Source organism: Hymenobacter frigidus (assembly GCF_014640435.1).
GTDB classification, from domain to species: Bacteria; Bacteroidota; Bacteroidia; order Cytophagales; family Hymenobacteraceae; genus Hymenobacter; species Hymenobacter frigidus.
Window position 1 is genome coordinate 43,439 of the sequence record NZ_BMGY01000008.1, and the last position, 20,272, is coordinate 63,710.

Annotated in this window: 19 protein-coding genes; 16 read left to right on the forward strand and 3 right to left on the reverse strand. The window is 59.5% G+C overall.

All coding sequences use genetic code 11. From position 1 onward, the window contains the following. Positions 1-31 precede the first annotated feature (31 nt). Entirely contained in the window at positions 32-763 is a 732-nt protein-coding gene (locus IEW17_RS06130) for a DUF2490 domain-containing protein (protein WP_188561155.1), read from the forward strand. Here IEW17_RS06130 and IEW17_RS06135 read toward each other — a convergent pair. Then, positions 760-1,599 carry an FRG domain-containing protein gene (locus IEW17_RS06135; protein ID WP_188561156.1) on the reverse strand — a complete coding sequence of 280 codons (840 nt, stop codon included), beginning with the start codon at positions 1,597-1,599 and terminating at the stop codon, positions 760-762. The genes IEW17_RS06130 and IEW17_RS06135 overlap by 4 nt on opposite strands. A 203-nt stretch (positions 1,600-1,802) precedes the next feature. Then, the gene (locus tag IEW17_RS06140; RefSeq protein WP_188561157.1) at positions 1,803-2,654 is read right to left on the reverse strand and encodes an oxidoreductase; all 852 of its coding nucleotides are present in this window, start codon (positions 2,652-2,654) and stop codon (positions 1,803-1,805) included. 150 nt (positions 2,655-2,804) lie between these two features. On the opposite strand from IEW17_RS06140, the gene IEW17_RS06145 reads away from it, so the two are divergent. The 10 genes from IEW17_RS06145 (at position 2,805) to IEW17_RS06190 (ending at position 14,018) form a co-directional block, all read left to right on the forward strand. After that, positions 2,805-3,347: a T9SS type A sorting domain-containing protein gene (locus IEW17_RS06145; protein ID WP_188561158.1), complete on the forward strand. Its 543-nt coding sequence runs from the start codon at positions 2,805-2,807 to the stop codon at positions 3,345-3,347. Positions 3,348-3,435: 88 nt separating this feature from the next. Next, positions 3,436-4,914: an IMP dehydrogenase gene (guaB, locus tag IEW17_RS06150; RefSeq protein WP_188561159.1), complete on the forward strand. Its 1,479-nt coding sequence runs from the start codon at positions 3,436-3,438 to the stop codon at positions 4,912-4,914. A 180-nt stretch (positions 4,915-5,094) separates the two neighbouring features. Next, entirely contained in the window at positions 5,095-6,594 is a 1,500-nt protein-coding gene (locus IEW17_RS06155) for a PP2C family protein-serine/threonine phosphatase (protein ID WP_188561160.1), read from the forward strand. A gap of 15 nt (positions 6,595-6,609) precedes the next feature. Continuing rightward, a complete protein-coding gene (locus tag IEW17_RS06160) occupies positions 6,610-6,939 on the forward strand; it encodes an STAS domain-containing protein (protein WP_188561161.1) in 330 nt (109 codons plus the stop codon). A 113-nt stretch (positions 6,940-7,052) separates the two neighbouring features. Beyond that, positions 7,053-7,466: an ATP-binding protein gene (locus IEW17_RS06165; protein ID WP_188561162.1), complete on the forward strand. Its 414-nt coding sequence runs from the start codon at positions 7,053-7,055 to the stop codon at positions 7,464-7,466. Between the two features lie 264 nt (positions 7,467-7,730). Next, positions 7,731-10,049 (forward strand): peptidylprolyl isomerase, encoded by a 2,319-nt coding sequence (locus tag IEW17_RS06170; RefSeq protein ID WP_188561163.1) that lies wholly within the window; start codon positions 7,731-7,733, stop codon positions 10,047-10,049. Positions 10,050-10,172: 123 nt separating this feature from the next. Then, a complete protein-coding gene (locus IEW17_RS06175) occupies positions 10,173-11,669 on the forward strand; it encodes a peptidylprolyl isomerase (protein ID WP_229748839.1) in 1,497 nt (498 codons plus the stop codon). 150 nt (positions 11,670-11,819) lie between these two features. Next, a complete protein-coding gene (locus tag IEW17_RS06180) occupies positions 11,820-12,785 on the forward strand; it encodes an AAA family ATPase (RefSeq protein WP_188561164.1) in 966 nt (321 codons plus the stop codon). Positions 12,786-12,919: 134 nt separating this feature from the next. Further along, positions 12,920-13,345 (forward strand): hypothetical protein, encoded by a 426-nt coding sequence (locus tag IEW17_RS06185; RefSeq protein WP_188561165.1) that lies wholly within the window; start codon positions 12,920-12,922, stop codon positions 13,343-13,345. Positions 13,346-13,472: 127 nt separating this feature from the next. Further along, positions 13,473-14,018: a GNAT family N-acetyltransferase gene (locus IEW17_RS06190; RefSeq protein ID WP_188561166.1), complete on the forward strand. Its 546-nt coding sequence runs from the start codon at positions 13,473-13,475 to the stop codon at positions 14,016-14,018. Between the two features lie 22 nt (positions 14,019-14,040). Here IEW17_RS06190 and IEW17_RS06195 read toward each other — a convergent pair whose 3' ends face one another. Continuing rightward, entirely contained in the window at positions 14,041-15,261 is a 1,221-nt protein-coding gene (locus tag IEW17_RS06195) for a lipid A deacylase (RefSeq protein WP_188561167.1), read from the reverse strand. 283 nt (positions 15,262-15,544) lie between these two features. On the opposite strand from IEW17_RS06195, the gene recA reads away from it, so the two are divergent. From recA to IEW17_RS06220, 5 genes are all read left to right on the forward strand, one after another. Continuing rightward, entirely contained in the window at positions 15,545-16,576 is a 1,032-nt protein-coding gene (gene recA / locus IEW17_RS06200; RefSeq protein ID WP_308420602.1) for a recombinase RecA, read from the forward strand. Between the two features lie 142 nt (positions 16,577-16,718). After that, a complete protein-coding gene (locus IEW17_RS06205) occupies positions 16,719-17,537 on the forward strand; it encodes a DUF3108 domain-containing protein (RefSeq protein ID WP_188561169.1) in 819 nt (272 codons plus the stop codon). 108 nt (positions 17,538-17,645) lie between these two features. Continuing rightward, positions 17,646-18,341, forward strand: a complete 696-nt coding sequence (locus IEW17_RS06210) for a response regulator transcription factor (protein ID WP_188561264.1) — start codon at positions 17,646-17,648, stop codon at positions 18,339-18,341. A 108-nt stretch (positions 18,342-18,449) separates the two neighbouring features. Beyond that, positions 18,450-19,514, forward strand: a complete 1,065-nt coding sequence (locus IEW17_RS06215; protein ID WP_188561170.1) for a sensor histidine kinase — start codon at positions 18,450-18,452, stop codon at positions 19,512-19,514. Between the two features lie 41 nt (positions 19,515-19,555). Continuing rightward, positions 19,556-20,269, forward strand: a complete 714-nt coding sequence (locus IEW17_RS06220; RefSeq protein ID WP_188561171.1) for an RluA family pseudouridine synthase — start codon at positions 19,556-19,558, stop codon at positions 20,267-20,269. The last annotated feature ends 3 nt before the right edge of the window (positions 20,270-20,272 follow it).

Consider the following 20,272-nt stretch of genomic DNA (forward strand, 5'->3'; position numbering starts at 1 on the left):
ATATGAGGTAACAATTACGTAACTTGAGGGTATGAAACACCTCTCCTCGTTGCTATTGCTGACCTTGCTGGCCGGAACCGGTGCGGCCCGGGCCCAAGGCGGCGGGGCGCCCGTGGGCTGGCTGAAGCTTAGCGCTGATGTATCCATGCGAGGCCGCTGGACCCTGTATTCGGAAGTAGAAAGCCGCCAAGGCAATGCCCAGTTGGCCGCCCAGCAGCTCGGCCGCCTGGGCTTTCGGCTGCACCTAGCACCCAGCCTGAGCCTGACTACGGGCTACGTGCTGGCCGGCAACGACTACGGCCCCAGCGACGGCCCCAAAGCCCCCGAGCATCGTTTTTACCAGGAAATAGCCCTGGCTGATGTGAGTGGCCCCGTGCGCGCAAGCCACCGCCTGCGTGCCGAAGAACGGTGGCTGCGCCCCACCCCCGAAGCCGCGTTCCGCTACGCGCCACGCCTGCGCTACCAGCTGCGGCTGGTGGTGCCGCTGCGCAAAGGCGGCGCACTACCGGTTGGCGGCGTGTATGCCGTGGTGGCCGATGAGGTATTTGCCGGACTCGGCCGGCGCGACGGAGCCAGCTTTCTGGAGGAGAATCGCGTCAGCGCGGGCCTGGGTTACCGTATCAGCCGCTTGGCGACCATGGAGTTGGCCTACCTGAATCAGACGCAGGCCTCGGGCGTAGCCGGGCGGGCCCTGGCCCGCAACGCGGTGCAGATGAGCGTGGCGTTTGCAGCCCCCAGCCACCAGGCTTTGGTGCGGCGTTAGCGCATCTCGTTGTTATCCAGAAAGCTCCGGCCGTGACCGCGGGGCGAGTAGTGGCGGTGCAGCCAGCGGCTGAGGCCGCCCAGGCCCGGCAGAAGCACCCGCTCCGTGATATTGGCCTGGTCGAGTTTGTCGCGCACTTCCCACTTGAGGCGGGCGGGCAGAATGATGCGGAAATAAAGTTCGGGCCGGTCGGCCAGCCAGTCGTGCAGCACGCTTTGGGCCGTGCTCATCGAGGAGAACAGGGCGTATTGGTGCACAATACGCGCATCGAGGCTGGGCGGCTCCAAAAACAGAACGTAGGGCTCGGCCTGCAGCTCTTCCAACTCGCGCAGGCTGCTGCTCACGGGTTGCAGCAGCTCGGAGGTGAAGACGTTGGAGCCTTCGTTTTGCAGAGCCTGACGCAGGCGTTGGGGCAGATGCTCGGCGGCTTTCACGTAGTTCAGGGCCCAGATAATGCCGTCTTCATGGTAGGCATCCAGGTCGTCGGTGGCGAAATGCAGGGCCACGTAGGGCGAATACGTCCAGTCGAGCAGACGGGTAGGCAGGCCGTGGTGCTGGGCCAGGGCCAGCCAGTCCCAGGTGCTGGCCGCCTGGGCGGGCACGGTGGTATCGCGGGCATACTTGCGGAAGTTGCGCAGCAGGTGGTGCTCCAGCTGGTGGTAGTCGCCGCCTAGGCGTTGCAGGCTGGTCTCAAGTTGAAAGTGGCGCGAGCGGCCGCCCCGATACACGTACGGCGACCGGAACCGCTCAATGCGGGCATCCCAAGTGTCCTGAAACAGCAGCCGCTGCAGGTCTTCCCAGGAAGTGGCTTCGTAGTCGTTGGCGGAAAGGGACATGGTGGTAGGAAGGTTGGGGTACGCAAGAACGATAAACTCCCCTCCTTTTTCAAGAAGGGGAGATTTTGCTGAAAGCAAAATTGGGGTGGTGAAATCGTTGAACGATACCCGGACGAGTTGTTCGCCCATCGTTCAACGATTTCACCACCCCCGTTTTTGCTTCGCAAAAACTCCCCTCCTTAAGAAAGGAGGGGAGTGTCGTTCTACTCGCCGGCCGGGAAGTCGGCTGCATCGCCCATCTCGGCGTGCTGCTCCAACTCCTTCACTAAGCCAGCAAACTTGTCGCGGGCTCCTTTCACGGCGGCTTTGCCTAGTGGCAAGTGCAGGGGCGGGTTTTCCATCTGCACTACTTCGTACATGGCGTGGGCGGCGCGTACCGGGTCGCCGGGCTGGCGGCCGCTGTAGCTTTGGATACCGCGCAGGTTCTCACCTACCGTGGCCTCGTAGTCATCGATTTTGGTGTTAGCGAAGGTCGCCGACTCGCCGGCCCACTTGGTGCGGAAACCACTGGGTTCTATGTTGGTGACCTTGATGCCCAGCGGCCCTACCTGCTGGCTCAGGCTCTCGCCGATAGCCTCCAGCGCAAACTTGCTGGCGTTGTAGATGCCCACGCCGGGGAAGGTTTTCAGCCCGCCAATGCTGGTGATGTTGAGGATGTGGCCCGAACGCTGCTTGCGCAGCTGCGGCAACACGGCCCGCAGCACGTGCAAAACCCCAAACACATTCACGTCGAACTGGCGGTGCACTTCCTCGGCCGGCACTTCCTCGATGCTGCCCATGGAACCGTAGCCGGCGTTATTGACGATGACATCGAGCTGGCCGAAATGCGCAATAGCCTCGGCCACGGCCGTTTTCACCTGAGGTTCGTTGGTCACGTCGCACACCACGCCCAGGGTGCGGCCGGGAACCTGAGCAGTAAATTCGGCCGCCTGCTCGGACTTGCGGAAGGTAGCGGCCACCCGGCCTTCTTTTTCAAGAACGTAGGCCGCCAGGGCTTCGCCGAAACCGGACGATGCTCCGGTAATAAACCAGGTTTGGGATTTAGAGTCAGACATGATAAGACAAGTTAAAAAATGGTAGCAGCTAAGACGGATTGCAGCGGGGAATTGTTTGAAATTCCTGGGCGCGGCCGCCAGCCAAAGGCGCAAGCCATGCCTTTATGTGCTCCGCAAAATCACCTTCCCATCCACCAGATTTTTGCCCTCATGAGAAAGCTTTTCTCGTTCCTGCTGGCCCTGCTGGCGTTCACGGCCCAGGCCCAGGTCACGTTCAAAATCACGGCCGTACCGGCCAATACGCCGGCCAATGCCACCATTTACCTAGCGGGCTCCTTCAACAACTGGAACCCGGGCAGCGCGGCCCACGCCCTCACGTATGACGCCACCGACCGCAGCTACCAGATTACGCTGCCCGCCGGCCAGCACGCCGAATGGTTCTGGCGGCGTGAGTTTCCGGCCGGCTACTCGTGGCTCTACGCTCCGGCTACGACTTCGGCGGCCCGTTCGGCCCAGCGCCTCGCGGTGAGCTTTTACCCCAACCCCACCGCCCGCGAGCTGCGCGTGACGCTGCCCGCCACTGTGGCCGGCGAAGCGCAACTCGAAATCAGCGACGTGGCGGGCCGGGCCGTGCTGCGAACCCGCGTCCGCAACGGGCAAACGGTGGACGTGAGCCGCCTGCCCGCGGGCCTCTACCTGTCGCGCCTCTCGGCTGGCGGGGCCGTGGGCGTGAGTAAATTCAGCAAGGAATAACCAAAAAGCGGGGCACGGCGGACTTCTAACCCAACTTCCCGCCGTACCTTTGCCTGGCAAAAGGCCCTAACTCCCAACCCCTTTTGCTATGGCGGATTCCGCAACCCCAAAAATTGCCTTCGAGGCCCTGACTTACGACGACGTACTGCTGCTACCAGCCTACTCCGAAGTCCTGCCCCGCGACTGCGACACCAGCACCCGCCTCACCGCTACCATCCGGCTACAAACCCCGCTCATTTCGGCGGCCATGGACACCGTTACGGAGTCGGACATGGCCATTGCGCTGGCGCAGGAAGGCGGCCTGGGCATTATTCACAAGAATATGTCCATCAAGGCGCAGGCCGACCAAGTGCGCCGCGTGAAGCGCAGCGAGTCGGCCCTGATTCAGGACCCCTTCACCCTGCCGCCCACCGCCACCCTGGCCGATGCCCGCCAGCTGATGCGCAAGCACGGCATCGGCGGCATTCCGATTGTTGACGCCGGCCGCCGCCTGCACGGCATCCTCACCAACCGGGATTTGCGCTTCGAGAAAGACCTTAGCCAACCCGTGACGACGGTGATGATTTCGCTGGCCAACCTCGTCACGGCGCCCGCCGGCATCGACCAAGCCGAAGCCGAGCAGCTCCTCACCGACAGCAAAGTGGACAAGCTTCCGCTGGTAGACAGCGAAGGCCGCCTCGCTGGCCTGATGACCTACAAGGACATCCGGAAGCGCCGGCGCGCCCCGCACGCCAGCAAAGACGGCCAGGGCCGGCTGCGCGTAGGAGCCGCCGTGGGTGTCACCCCCGATTTGCTGCAGCGCGTAGCCGCTTTGGTTGAGGCCGGCGTTGATATTGTGAGCCTGGATACTGCCCACGGCCACTCCAAGGGCGTGCTCGATGCCGTGCGCGCCATTAAAGCCGCCTACCCGAATCTGGATGTGATGGCCGGCAACGTGGCTACCGCCAGCGGGGCCCGCGCCCTGGCCGATGCCGGAGCCGACTGCGTAAAAGTAGGCGTGGGGCCGGGCTCCATCTGCACCACGCGCATTATTGCCGGCATTGGGGTGCCGCAGCTCTCGGCCGTACTGGAAGCCGCCAAGGGCCTCGAAGGCACCGGCGTGACGCTGGTGGCCGACGGCGGCATTAAGTTTTCGGGCGACATCGTGAAAGCCCTGGCTGGTGGCGCAGCCGCGGTGATGGTGGGCTCGCTGCTGGCCGGCACCGAGGAAGCTCCCGGCGACCTTATCATTTACGAAGGCCGCAAGTACAAGAGCTACCGCGGCATGGGGTCGTTGGAAGCCATGGAAGACGGCAGCAAAGACCGGTACTTCCAGGATGCCGAAGACGACGTAAAGAAGCTGGTGCCCGAAGGTATTGTGGGCCGGGTGCCCTTCAAAGGCGATGTATCGGAAGTCATTTACCAGCTGGCAGGCGGACTGCGCGCCGGCATGGGCTACGTAGGAGCCGCCAACATGAAAGCCTTGCAGGCCGCTCAGTTTGTGCGCATCACCGGAGCCGGGCTGCGCGAGTCGCACCCGCACGATGTGCAAATCACCCGCGAGGCCCCGAATTATTCGAGCCGATAAATTCACAGTCGCAGTCATTGGTAGTCAGCGCGCAACACCGATTTACCCGGCTGTTGCGCGCCAGGCGCGTGCCAGAATTATGTGAGTGGCTTTGACCACCCGATTGTATCTTGCACGCCAGTTGAGCGGCGGCAAAGGCGCGGTAGGCTGGTACGCTTGTGTTATTCCTAGTTTCTGTCTGTGCGTCATCCGTTACTTTACGTTGGTTTTTTATTGGCGCTGCTAATTGGCGGAGTAGCCGTGAGCAGTCTGTTGGCTGACCGCGGCACGGAAACGTCGTCGTGGGCACCTTGGCTATTGCTGGTGGCCGACCTGGGCATCCTGGCCGTGTTGGCTAAGCTGTTTTTCCGGCCAGCCGCTCCCGTCCCGGCCGAAAAGCCGGCCGTTCCACGTCGGCACGACGAAATTCTGAGCCTGCAGCGCCTGGCGCAAATCGTGCAGCGCGGCCAGACTTCGACCCAAGTGTACCGTGTTCTGCTGGAGTCGGCGGTACAAACCGTCCGGGCCGATGCCGCCTGGCTTGACCTTGACCCCAGCCACACGGGAATCGACGAAACCAACGCTACCCAGTACTACCACCTGCTGCCCCAGCAGGCCGATACGCTGCGGACTGGTCTGCTGGCGCACCTACCCGCCGAGGGTGATTATGTGACCAACGACCTGAATCAGCACCCGGGCTTCGTGGGAACCTCACAGGCCTTCCGCTCGCTTATTCAGTTGCCCATACGGGGTTTGCATAACAACTACGGAACTCTCTATCTCATTAAAATAGAGCCCCGTACGTTCGCCCCCGAAGACCTGAACATTCTGCAAACGTTCACCAACCAGGCCGTGCTCAGCATCGAAAACCTGGAGCTGATGCGCACTTCGCTCGAGAACCAGCGCACGCAGGAAGAGCTCAAAATTGCCTCGCAGGTACAGGACAGCCTCATTCCAAAAAACCTGCCTACCGATAACTGGTTCGAAATCAGCTCGCACTCGCTGGCAGCCAAAGAAGTGGGCGGCGATTTCTACGACTTTCTGCATCTACAGGGCCGGCGGCTGGCCGTCATCATCGGTGATGTGAGCGGCAAGGGCGTAACCGCCGCCTTCCACATGGCCCAGATGAAGGGAATTTTTCACTCGCTGATGCAGGAAAACCCCCTGGCCCGCAACGAGCGCGACAAATTCCCGGTGCCCAGCAAATTTATGGCCCAGGCTAACACCGCCCTCAGCCACTGCCTCGAAAAGTCGTCGTTCATCACCTCTTCGCTCTACATCATTGATTATGAGCAGGGCGGCTTCGTATTTGCCCGCGCCGGCCACTGCCACACCCTGTATTACCACGCCTTGCGTGAGGAAGTATTCTACTTCCAGTCGGCGGGCCTGGGGCTGGGCATCATCCGGAACGACAGCTACGAGAAGCACATCAAGAACCAGTTTTACGATTACAGCCCCGGCGATGTCATGGTGATTTACACCGACGGCATCGTGGAGGCGCGCGGCGGCGATGGCACCGACGAATACGGTGAAGACCGACTCAAGCAGCGGCTCGAGGAAAGTTATTTTCAGGACGCGGAGAACATCAAATCCTTCATCCTGGACGACCTAAACGGCTTTACGCACGGCCATCCCATCCACGACGACCAGACCCTACTGGTCATTAAATTCAAGTCGGCCCAACCCCTGCCGCTAGCCTGACGTATCGCCCTCATTATGAAAGTTACCGCGCAACCCTCCGCCGATACCCTCACCCTACTGCTCGATGGCGAGCTGGACGCTAGCTCCGCCATTGTTCTTGATACTGAGTTGGCGAAACCCGATATCCTTAATTACCGCAAAGTCCTGATTGACTGTGCTAAGCTCAGCTATATTTCGTCGGCTGGCTTGGGCGTGTTTATTTCCCACCTGCAGCGCTTTCAGGACGCCAACGTGAAACTGGTATTCTTCAACATGCAGGAGAAGGTTTTCAACGTGTTTGAAATCCTGGGACTGGATGCTCTGATGACCATCGTGCCAAGCGTGACTGAAGCCGAAGCAGCTTAAGGTGGTTGTGAGTTAATCAGTTATGAGTTGTGAGTTGGATGAACATTTTGCCAATGCCGTCTAGCCACATGACTACTACCTTATAACTCTTAACTTTTAACTCATAACTAAAAATGAAGTCCGTCCTCCGTATCGCCTGTTCACGCAAACACCTCCAGCAGGTGCGTGACTTCGTGCGGAACTACCTCAGTAGCCGGCAGCTGTCGGAAGTCATGGTTAACCAAGTAGTGCTGGCCGTGGATGAGGTGGTGGCCAATTTCATTATTCATGCCAACGGGGAGGATGAAACTCAGTTCCTCGATTTGGAAATGACGTTCGACGCCCATAGCCTGAACGTGGAAATTGCCGACCACGGCGACACCATTTTTCTGCCCGCACCCCACCAAAACCCTGACTTGCGCGATTACATTCGCCAAGGCCGCAAAGGCGGCATGGGCATGACCCTGGTTAACCGCCTCATGGACCGGGTTGAATTTTTCACGCGGGGCAACCACACGGTGTGCCACCTGAGCAAGAACGTTAGCTAGCAGCACAGCCAACACGAGTACGGTCCTGCCGAGGGCCTCCGGAACCCTTCACCACGCAGCCACGCCCTTCAACTGGGCTATTGCTGCGCAGAAGGCACTCCGGAGGCCCTCGGCAGGACCGTTTTTTGGGGCGAATGCTTTCTGTTTCTATTGGGCTACGGTTTAGCAATTTCCCCCCGGAATTTCGTTAATTTCGCACCGGTAATTTTGTGCCCGCGCCGCTAACTCCTTCCGGTGCGGTGCCATCGTCTCCTTCATTCTTATATGCACAAACGCATTCTGTACGCCGGCGCGGCCGTTGTTACGCTGCTGGCTGGCTGCCAAACTTCTAAATCGGCTGCTTCGGCCGCTACGGCGACCACTGCTACCGGTCCGGCCGTTGAAACGCTGGGCACTTACCCGGTGCCCGCCAACGAGTTTGCCTACGTGTACCGCAAGAACAACAGCACGGCGGCCGACTACGGCACCCGCCCAAGCGTGACTGAGTACCTGGACCTCTACACCAACTTCCGCCTCAAGGTGCTGGAAGCGGAGCAGCGCGGCCTCGACACCACGCAGGCGTTCAAGCGCGAGCTTGACGGCTACCGCCAGCAGCTCTCGCAGCCCTACCTCACGGAGAAGAGCGTGACCGACCAGCTGGTGCGCGAAGCTTACGAGCGCATGAGCCAAGAGGTGAACGCCTCGCACATTCTCATTCGTGTAGCGCCCGATGCTACTCCGCAGGACACGCTGGCTGCTTATCAAAAAATTGACAAAATCCGGCAGGATGCCTTGGCGGGCACCGATTTCGCCCAGCTGGCCCGGGCCCAGAGCGAAGACCCTTCGGCCAAGGAGAACGGCGGCAAGCTGGGCTACTTCACGGCCATGCAGATGGTGTACCCGTTTGAGTCGGCCGCTTACAAGACGCCGGTGGGGCAGGTGTCGGCCCCCATTCGTACGCGCTTCGGCTACCACGTTATCAAGGTAAATGACAAGCGGATGGCGCAGGGCGAAATCAAGGTGGCTCACCTCATGATTCGCATGAACGCCAACGGTGCCAAAAGCGACTCGCTCACGGCCAAGAAGAAAATTGACGAGCTCTACAGCCGCCTGAAAAAAGGCGAAAACTGGGACAAGCTCGTAGCGCAGTTTTCGGAGGATGCCGGCTCGGCCGCCAACGGCGGCGAGTTGCCGCCCTTCGGCACCGGCCGCATGATTCCTTCCTTCGAGGAAGTAGCCTTCAAAATGCAGAAGCCGGGCGAGATTGCCGCCCCGGTGCAAACGCCCTACGGCTGGCACGTCATCAAGCTGATTGAGCGCCAGCCGCTCGCCAAGTTCGCCGACGTGGAATCGACGCTGAAAAGCAAGGTGGCCAAAGACTCCCGCTCGGAGCTCAACAAAGCGGCTTTCCTGAAGCGCGTGCGCCAGGAAGACCAGTTTATGGAAACTGCGGTGGCCAAAACCTACGCCTTCAGCAAGGCGGATACGGCCCTGGTAGCCGGCCGCTACAAGTATACGGCTCCGACTGCTCCGGCCAAAGCCGCCAAAGGCACGGCCAACGACAACACGGCACTGTTCACCATCAAGGGCAAGCCTTACCTGGTGAAGGATTTCCTGACCTACGCCCAGCAGAACCAGCGGCCCCGCACCGGCACGCAGCCCGCTTTTGCCATGCAGCAGCTCTACGACCAGTACGTGGAACAGTCGCTGACCGAGTTCGAGAAAAACAGCCTCGAAACCAAGTACGAGGACTACCGCATGCTGGTGAAAGAGTACCGCGACGGCATTCTGCTCTTCCAATTAATGGATGAGAAAGTGTGGAGCAAAGCCATTGAGGACACTGTGGGCCTGAAGAAATACTTCGCCGAGAACCAGACCAAGTACCAGTGGGAGCAGCGCGTGCAGGGTACCGCTACCAGCGCCGCTACCCCCGCCCTGCTGGCCCGCGTGCAAAAAGAGCTGAAAACCGGCCGCTTCCCCGTGACCAAGAACGTACCCAAAACTGCGGGCTTCCGCACAGGGTCGGGCTCGCTGTTGAAAGGCGGTGTGCTGGCTTTGGAGGATGTGACCAAGCGCCTGCTACAGGATACGCTGGCCCGCGTGACTTTCACGGGCCGCATGAAAAAGGGCGAAAAGGCCAGCCTGGCCGCCGCCCGTGCCGACTCGGCGGCCCGCTTCCTCAACCGCCGGGGCATACCCAGCCGCCGCATCAGCAAAAAGATGCAGGCTGGCGCCGCCGCGGAGAGCAGCGTGCAAATTGCCCTCGCCAGTGCCAACCCGGCCGCCATCGAGGCGGAGCTGAATGAGCAGAACCCACTGTCGGTGCAAATCAGCCAGAAGGTGTTCCAGAAAGGCGACAACAAGGTGGTTGACGAACTGATGAGCAAAGGCCCCGGCACTTATAACGTGCAGAAAGACGGCCGCTACTACGCCGTCACCATTGATAGAATTCTGCCCGCCGGCCCTAAAACCCTGGCCGAATCCCGCGGCCAGGCCACTTCCGATTACCAGACCTACCTCGAGAAAGAGTGGATTACCCAGATGCGGGCCGCTCGCCCCGTGAAGGTGAATGAGGCGGAGGTGAGCAAGCTGGTAACCAAGTAATAAATGGGTGCAAGAAAGAATGGGCGAATGGGTGAATGCTCGTTGGTATTCGCCCATTCGCCCATTCTTTCTTGCGCCCATTATCCGTCTGCAACCATCCGGCCCAGCCGACGCTCCCTGTTTTTGTCTGCCAACGGATTTATCGTGAAATTTGTGGGCCCGTTTGCGCGTTACGTGCGGGCGGCCCAAGCCCCCGGCACCGGCCGCCGGGCTTTACCCTACTACACTATGCTTGTTAAAGTGAATCGTGCCGCGTTGCCGGCCCTGCTTACGTTGTTGCTACTGCTGGGCTTCGCGCCCGCATCCCAAGCCCAGCTGGGCATTAGCCGGCCCAGAGGGCAGCAATTGCTCGACGGCATTGTGGTGAAAGTGGATAACCAGATTGTGCTCCGCTCCGATGTGGAGAATATCTACAACCAGGAAATGGCCCGCGCCGAAGGCAAGACCATGCCTCCCGATTTGAAATGTAAAATCCTGCAAAGCCTGGTGCTGAACAAGCTCATGCTGGCCCGGGCCGAAGTCGACTCCGTGACCGTGACTGACCAGCAGGTGAACGGCGAGGTTGACCGCCGCATGGCCTACTTCGTGCAGCAGATTGGCTCAGAGAAGCGCCTCGAAGAGCAGTACAACAAGCCCATTAAGGCGCTGAAAGACGATTTGCGGCCCCAAATCAAAGACCAGCTCACGCAGCAGAAAATGCAGGAAACCATCACCGGCAAGGTGGCCGTGACCCCGCGTGAAGTGGCTCAGTATTTCAGCAAAGTGCCCAAGGACAGCCTGCCCTACTTCAGCACCGAGGTAGAAGTGGGTCAGATTGTGATTCCGGCGCAGGTGAATGACAAGGCTAAGCAGGCCACCATGGCCAAGCTGAACGACATTCGGGCGCAGGTGCTGGGTGGGGCTGATTTTGCCACCCTGGCCAAGCAGTATTCCGAAGACCCCGGCTCGGGAAAGGAAGGCGGCTATTTGGGCTTTTTCGGGCGTGGCGAGCTGGTGCCAGAGTATGAGGCGGCTTCGATGAAGCTGGAGCCCGGCCAGCTTTCGCCGGTGGTGCAGTCGCAGTTTGGCTTCCACCTTATCCAGTTTATTGAGCGCAAGGGCAATAAATATTCCACGCGCCACATCCTGCTGAAGCCCGAAACCGGCGCAGCCGATGCCAGCGCCTCCGCGAAAACCCTGACTAAGCTGCGGCGTCAGATTCTGTCCGACAGCATCAGCTTTGCCAAGGCAGCCAAGGAAAATTCGTCGGACAAAGCCAGCAGCGGCAACGGCGGCCTGCTGGCCAACCGTCAGGACGGCGGCTCGCGCCTGCCGCTCGACAAGCTCGACCCGGCCATCTTCTTTACCATTGACACCATGAAGGTGGGCCACATTACGCCACCCATGGCCTACCGCACCGACGACGGCAAGGACGCCATGCGCATCCTGTGGTTGAAATCGAACACCCCGCCTCACCAGGCCAACCTGCAGGAGGACTACCAGAAGATTGCCGCCGCCGCCCTGAACGAGAAAAAGACCAAGGCACTCGACGAGTGGTTTGCTAAGAACCGCGGTACCGTGTACCTGGAAGTGGCCCCCGAATACGCGCAGTGCAAAGTGCTGGACGCGACGGAAAAGTAAACCCGCGCCCCGAAAGCACGTCATGCCGGGCGCAACCGAGGCATCTCGCTTGTTACCAGTAAACCTTTTTCAACGATTAGATTTACTACTACCCGCGAGATGCCCCGGCTGCGCCCGGCATGACGTGCTTTTCTCCTTCTAAAATCCCCAATGGCTCAATTTCAAAACGACAAAGAAGCCGCTGATGCGCTGGCGGCCTCCTTCCAGAAGCTGCGCCAGGAAATCGGCAAGGTCATCGTGGGGCAGGATGAGGTGGTGCGACTGGTGCTCACCGCGGTGTTTTCGCAGGGCCACAGCCTGCTGGTGGGCGTGCCTGGCCTGGCCAAAACCCTGCTGATTCAGACCATCGCCGACTCGCTGGACTTGTCGTTCAATCGCATCCAGTTCACGCCCGATTTGATGCCTTCCGACATCGTGGGCTCGGAAACGATGAACCAGCAGCGGGATTTTCACTTTGTGAAAGGCCCCATTTTTGCCAACATTATTCTGGCCGACGAAATCAACCGGACGCCCCCCAAAACCCAGGCCGCGCTGCTGGAAAGTATGCAGGAATATGCCGTGACAGTAGCCGGCCAGCGCTACCCCTTGCAGCGCCCGTTCTTCGTGCTGGCTACCCAGAACCCCATCGAGCAGGAAGGCACCTACCCCCTGCCCGAGGCGCAGCTCGACCGCTTCATGTTCAACATCGAGCTGGGCTACCCGACCTACGCGGAGGAGTTAAGCATCGTGAAGAACACGACCTCCGACCGCAAGCACACGGTAAATAAAATCCTGCACGCGGCCGATATACAGGCTTTTCAGGAGTTGGTGCGCCGCGTGCCCGTGGCCGACAACGTGGTGGAATACGCCGTGAGCCTCGTGCACAAAACCCGCCCCAACACCGAGCGGGCTGCTCCCCGCGCCACCCAGCTGCTGGAGTGGGGAGCCGGCCCCCGCGCCTCGCAGCACCTTGTGGTGGGCGCCAAGTGCAACGCCTTGCTCAACGGCAAATACTCGCCCGACATTGAGGACGTGCGCGCCGTGGCCGTGCCTATCCTGCGCCACCGCCTGGTGCGCAACTTCAAAGCCGAAGCCGAAGGCATCGGTGTGGAGCAGATTGTGAAAGAATTGCTGTAAGAACTATAAAGAGAACGTCATGCTGAGCGCAGTCGAAGCACCTCTACCGCAGCAGTAAATGAGTTACTCGTGCGGTAGAGATGCTTCGACTGCGCTCAGCATGACGTTCTTTGTTATCTCCTTGTAAAAAAAGAATGGAAGCCCAAGCCTACTACCAGCAATTTGAGCGCAACGTGCGCATTGTCCTCGACGCCCTGGCCGCCGGCCTCGACCTGCGCACCACGGCCCTTGAAACCAGCCTGCCCCTGGAAGTGTACGTGCTGTGCGAAGTGCTGAACCAGGGCGCGGGCGAAGACTTCACCCTCACCGCCACCGGCGTGGCGCGCCTGGCCGAGTTCCAGCAGCAGTTTATGAAGCACGAGGGCCACACGCTGGCCGCTATGCAGCGCGTGCTGGCTGATAAGCGCGGCACCATGCGCACGCCCGAAGGCCGCGTGCTGGCGAAGGAAATGCTCATTCGCCGGCTCGAATTTTTCAACGAAGCGGCCCGGCAGGTGAACGTGATGCGTACCCAGCAGTCGTTGGGCAGCCCCAGCCAGTACGTTGGCCTAAACAAATAGCCCGTCACAAACGTCTACAAAGGCCGCTTCTGTGCACAGAAGCGGCCTTTCGCATTTACCTGGCAGACGCCGGGCCGTGCAATTTTCTTCCGGCCACTACGGGCACATTCGCCGTACTCGTCACTTCATGCTGCCCCGCGCTCCGCTCCATACGTCCCGCCTCTGCCTGCGCCCCTACGAGCCTGCTGATGCGACAGACTTTTTCCGGCTGCTCGACGGCGACCGTATCCGCTTCCAAGCTTCTTTTCCCGACCGGCTGCAGGCCGTACGGGCCCTGGCCGATGCCCACACCGCCCTGCTCAATTTTGCTAACGACTGGAAGACGGGCCGCTTCTACGTATTCGGCATCTGGCACCGCGCCACCGCCAGGTACCTCGGCGATATCTGCCTCATGCCCCAAAACCGGGGCCAGGCCGAAATTGGCTATTACCTCGCCGCCGCTGCCGAAGGCCACGGCTATGCCCGCGAAGCCCTGGAAGAAGTAGTACGTTTTGGTTTTGGAGCCGTGGGCAGCCAGCGCTTGCTCATCCGCTGCTATGCCGACAACGAGCGCGGCCAGGCCGTAGCCCGCGCTCTCGGCTTTCAACTGGAAACCTCACCCAGGCGCCCACTATGGTTTCGCAATGCGAATGCGGTGGGCAACATTTGTCGCTTTTGGCTGAGCCGAGTGTAGGGTGCGGGACTTGGCCCCACCTCTATTGCCCTACCCGCGCTCGCTTGCCAATATTACCCAGCAGCCACTCCTGCCGGAAGTTCAAATACATCGCCAAGGAGTAGTCCAGCACCCGGGTATTAAAGTCGAACACCGGCTCTACCCGCGCCGTGAGCGCGGCCGCGTCGGAAATGCGGAAGTCGCGCATTAGCCGTACGAACAGCAGGCGGCGCTCGCGGTCCAGGAAATCGGGGTTCGACACCGTGCGCGAGGCGCTCTGGTAGAAATCGCCCCCGAGCGGCGAGATGAAGCGCGAGCCCTGCCAGTAGCTCAGCATCACATCGGCGTAGCGGGTTTCGAGGGTGGTATTCAAGTACAGGCCCCGGCCGTATTTGAAAGGAAACTGGCCCCTCGTGAAGGAATAATCCTGAAAGCCAAGCACGTAGCCGCTGAACCGGACGGCCTGCACATTACGCCCTGCCAGTGTGTACCGCGCTTCAATCCCCAGGGCCTCGTTAAAGGCCGTTTTCAGGGGCTTGTCCAATGTATCAATCTGGCCGCCATTGTGGATTGCCGTGAATTGAAACGGAATGGCCACGTGCCACCGGCTGCCATCGCGGCTGGTGCGGTAGCTGCTGCTGATGCCCCCCGCCACTTCCTCCTGAAAATTGCTGAAGCGGTACTGCTGGCGCTGCCAGTCCACCCACTGGTCTACCTGCAGCCGGGTCCCATTGTAGCGAAATTGGATGCCTTCCTCCAACGGATTCAGCATCACCCGCTCGAAGTTGAACATCGGCTCGATGTAGTTGTGGTGGAGATGAGGCCGAATGTTGCCCAGGATTATCTGCTGCTTGCCCTTAGTCCAGGTCGCGCGGAATGTGGGGCGCACCTGCTGCAACACCGGGTTACCAAAATCCTTCCAGAGAAACACACCGCCTTCCAGGCGTAGGTCTTTGGTGGGATAATAGACCAGCTGCGGATTCAGCTGCGTGCCGTACAGCGTGTAGCCGTCCACAATCTTGTTGAAATATTCGTTGTCTTTGAAGAAGGTGAAGGCGTTGAGTGAAATCCGCAGGTCGCCTTTTTGGAAAGTATGGGCTTGCGCATACTCCGCATTTTCTCTATTAACTGAGTCTGATTTCTCACCCGTTCCTACTTCATTTGGCATCCCCAATCTCTCACGGAGCACGCCGGGCTCGGGGCTCGTAAACACCCGATTATCCAACTGCGCCCGCGCCTCTCCCACTCTAATTAGTACAGCCACAAGGCCAACTAATATTTTTAGATAACTCCGCATATATTTCGTCTTTCAACGGCACCAAACCACTGACCCTTGTGTTAGAAAAAGCCGCCGTAAAAGGGCCCATTAGGGGCTTTTACTAAAGAATTGATTTATTCGATTGCGACCCGGCCAAAACCGTTAACTTTACCAAACCTAACCCGTTTTTCTTAAATACCCCCACATGGCACTAGCTACCAAAGCGGCTCCGAAGGCCGATAAAGTTGAAAAGGCTGAAAAAGGCGAAGTGAACACCGCCGCCGAAAAAATGAAAGCCCTCCAGCTCACGCTCGACAAGCTGGACAAAGCCTACGGCAAAGGCACCGTGATGAAGCTCTCCGACAACAAGGTGGCCGACATTCCGAGCATCAGCACGGGTTCGCTCTCGCTCGACATCGCACTGGGAATCGGCGGCGTGCCCCGTGGCCGCGTAATTGAAATATACGGCCCGGAATCGTCGGGTAAAACGACGCTCACCCTGCACATGATTGCCGAGGCGCAGAAGAAAGGCGGCATGGCCGCGTTCATCGATGCCGAGCACGCTTTCGATAAATCCTACGCCGAAAAACTGGGCATTGACACTACCAACCTGCTCATCGCCCAGCCCGACAACGGCGAGCAAGCCCTGGAAATCGCCGACCAGCTGATTTCCTCGGGGGCCATCGACATCATCGTGATTGACTCCGTGGCCGCCCTGGTCCCCAAGGCCGAGCTGGAAGGCGACATGGGCGACTCGAAGGTGGGCCTGCACGCCCGCCTCATGAGCCAAGCCCTGCGCAAGCTCACCGGCACCATCAACAAAACCGGCTGCTGCTGCGTGTTCATCAACCAGCTCCGCGAGAAAATCGGCGTGATGTTCGGCACCCCCGAAACCACGACCGGCGGCAACGCCCTGAAATTTTACGCCTCGGTGCGCCTCGACATCCGCCGCATCGGCCAGATTAAGGAAGACAAGGACAACGTGACCGGCAACCGCACCAAGGTGAAAGTGGTGAAGAACAAAGTAGCGCCGCCCTTCAAGGTAGTCGAGTTTGACATCATCTACGGCCAAGGCATCAGCAAAGTCGGCGAAATCGTGGACTTGGGTGTTGATATGGGCATCATCGGCAAGTCGGGCTCGTGGTTCAATTACGGCGAAACCAAGATTGGCCAGGGCCGCGAAGCCGTAAAAACCCTGCTGCTCGATAACCCTGAGCTAGCCGCCGAAATCGAAGCCAAAATCCGGGCTATGGCCAAGGGCGATACCGACGTAATTCCCGTCGACCTGACCATCACCGAAGACGGCGAGGACACGCTGTAAGCCACTTAGCCTTTGTCCGTGTAAAATCCAAAGCCCGTTGCCTATGGCAGCGGGCTTTTTTTACGTTCGTACCTTTACCTAGCGCCCAGGCTGGCATTACGTTTGTCTGGGCCAGGGCTGTGCCTTCTTTTTGTTATAATTTATGTCCCGCCGCTGGTTACTATTCGCTCCGGTTATCTTATTGCTATTGGCGGCCGCACGGCTGCCCCTCGGGCCCGGCGATGCCGTGCGCAGCATTCCGCAATCCAGCTTCGGGCGCGGCGAGGTGATTAAGTATACGGTGCACTACGGCCTCATCAACGGCGGCGAGGCCACTGTGGAAACCGCCGGCAGCCTGGAGCGTGTGAACGACCGGCCCTGCTACAAGGCCACCGTGAGCGGCCGCACCACCGGCTCGTTTGATTATTTCCTGCGCATCCGCGACCAGTGGCGGGCCTACATCGACACCACCAGCATTCTGCCGCTGCGCGCCCAGCGCGACATTGCTGAAAAGAATTACCGCAAGAAGGAAACCATCGATTTTGACCACCTCCACGACATGGCCGATGTGCAGGTGCACGACAAAGAAAACCCCAAACGCACCAGCGTGAAGGTGGCCAACAACACCCTGGAGCTGGTGAGCGGCTTTTACTACCTGCGCACCATCAACTTCGACCGCATGCGGGTGGGCGACGTCATCCGGATGCCCGGCTACTTCGACGGCGACAACTTTATGCTGGAAGTAACCTACAAAGGCCGCGAGGTGGTGGAAACCAAAGCCGGCGACGTACGCGCTTTTAAGCTGGTACCCAAATTACCGAACAACAAGCTGTTCCGGGGCGAAAATGCCATTGCTGTGTACCTCTCCGATGACCGCAACAAGATTCCGGTATTGTTTCAGGCCGAGATGTTTGTGGGGACCGTAAAAGTGGACATGATGCGCTATCAGGGGCTGAAATGGAAGCTGAACATAGTGAACTAGCCCCAGCGGCGAGCACAGGCAAGCATCACATAATCGTAACATAGCTCCCGGCACAGATAGCGGTACTTTTGCAGTCGCAAAGCTTTGCTTCACCTAAGCCCCACCGCCGTGACTGCTGCCAAATCGCCCGTATATAAAATTCTAGTGGTTGACGATGACCCGGACATTGTTGAGCTCCTGGAATTTAACCTGAAGAGGGAAGGCTACCAAACCGCTTCCGCTTCCGATGGCCGCAAAGCCCTCGACGTGGCCGCCGAGTTCAACCCCGACATCATCCTGCTCGATGTGATGATGCCCAACCTCGACGGCATTGCCGCCTGCCGCCTGTTGCGCGAGCAGCCCAAGTTCAAAGAAACTTATATCCTGTTTCTGACGGCCCGCGCCGAGGAATTCTCCGAAGTGGCCGCGTTCGAAGCCGGGGCCGATGACTTTATCGCCAAGCCTATCAAGCCCCGCGCCTTGCTCGGCCGCCTGGCCGCCGTGAAGCGCCGCGACCAGGACCCCCACGCCGCCGTCGATGCGATTGACATCAACGGCCTGCGCATCGACCGGACAGCGTTTGCGGTGTATCAGGAAGGCAAAAAAATCACCCTTCCAAAGAAGGAGTTTGAGCTGCTGGCTTTCCTGGCCGCCTCGCCCCACAAGGTGTTCAACCGCGAGGAGCTGCTGCAGAATATCTGGGGCAACGACGTGTTTGTGCTGGCCCGTACTGTGGATGTGCACGTGCGCAAAGTACGCGAAAAAGTGGGCGACCACCATATCCAGACCATCAAGGGCGTGGGCTACAAGTTCAACGCCGACTAAGATTCAATGTGTAGAATGTGCTGAATGCGGGAAATGTGAAAATTGTACGTTCAGTAACTTCACGTATTTTCACATTGTCCGCATTCCGCACATTTTTCATATTAATCAATGAACCTCTCCTCCCGCACCATTGCCATTCTCATTGCGCTGCTGGTGGCGGGCGTACTCACCACCTATGCCCATTTCGGGCCGATGCTGCCGTTTCAGATGGCAATGCTCGCGACGGGGGTTACGGTAGCGGCGTGTTTTCTGCTGGTCTATCTGTCGTTTGAAGCCCTGATATTTCGGGAAATCAACGGCATCTACGCTGGCCTGGAGCATATCAAGCGCAAGGAGTTCAAGCGCCTGAGCAACAAGTTTTTATTCCGACCCGAGCCGGTGAAGCGCGTGCGCGATGAAATCCTGCTCATGGCCGAGCGCCGCCAGCAGGAGCTCGACGAGCTGGTGCGCCTGCAGGCCCTGCGGCGCGAGTTTCTGGCCGATGTTTCGCACGAGCTGAAAACGCCCCTCTTTGCCGCGCAGGGCTTCGTACACACCATTCTGGACGACGAGGATGACGATATTGACCTGGCCACCCGGCGCAAATTCCTAAGCAAAGCGGCTACTAGCCTCGACACCCTTGATGCCCTGGTGCAGGACTTGGTGACCATCGCGCAGCTCGAAAAAGGCGTGATGCGCATGCGCCGCCAGCGCTTCGACCTGACTACGCTGGTCCGCGAAATTTTCGTGCTGCTGGAGCAGCAAGCGGCCCGCCGGGGCACGCACCTGGAGCTGTTCCCACCCAACCTGCCCGAAACCGGCCTGCTGGTTGTGGCCGACCGCAACCGCATTCGCCAGGTGCTGGTCAATTTGATTGACAATGCCATCAAGTATGGCCGCGATGGGGGGCGCGTGGTGGTGTCGCTGGTGGAAGGCGGCCGCTCGGTGCGCATTGCCGTGCGCGACGATGGAGCCGGCATTGCCCCTGAGCATCAGAATCGCATTTTTGAGCGGTTCTACCGCATCGATAAAAGCCGTTCGCGCGAGTCGGGTGGCTCAGGCCTGGGGCTCGCCATCAGCAAGCATATCGTGGAAGCACACAAGTCCAGCATCCGGGTAAAAAGTACTGTGGGCGAAGGCACCACGCTGGAATTTAAACTAAACAAGCCCAAGAGCGGGGTTCTGGACCAGTAAAGAACGGCCTTGCGGAGCCGGCCGTACCTTTGGGGCATCCTATGAAGCTCCCTAATTTTTCCGACCTCGTTATTTTCGAAAACGACGACTACCTCGTCGTCAATAAGCCCCCGTTTCTGGCCACGCTCGACGAGCGGGTGGGCGGGGCTCCCAACATGCTGCGCTTGGCCCGCCAACACTACGACGATATCCAGGCGGCCCACCGCATCGACCGGGAAACCAGCGGCGCGCTAGCCTTCGCCAAAAACCCCGAAGCCTACCGCCACCTCGCCATGCAGTTTGAGAACCGCGAGGTGAAAAAGCAGTACCACGCCGTGGTGTGGGGCACCCCGCAACTCAACCACCAGCTGGTGGACCGCAGCATCGAAAGCACCACCCGGGGCAAGGCGCGCCTGGCCTACAAAGGCAAAGCGGCCGAAACGTACTTCACCACGCTCGAAACCTTCACGCGCCACGCCCTCATCCAGTGCGAGCCCATCACGGGGCGCATGCACCAGATTCGGCTGCACCTGATGTACCTGCAAGCCCCGATTGTGGGCGACAAAGACTACGGCGGGGAAGATTTTTTCCTGTCGTCGCTCAAGAAAAAATTCAACATGAAAGCCGGCGAAGAAGAGCAGCCCTTCATCAAGCGCTTCGCCCTGCATGCGTTGCGCCTGCAATTCACCGGGTTGCAAGGCGAGGAAATCAGCGTGGAAGCCCCTTACCCGAAGGATTTCCGGGTGCTGGTGGAAGCCTTGCGGCAGAACCAGTAGCCC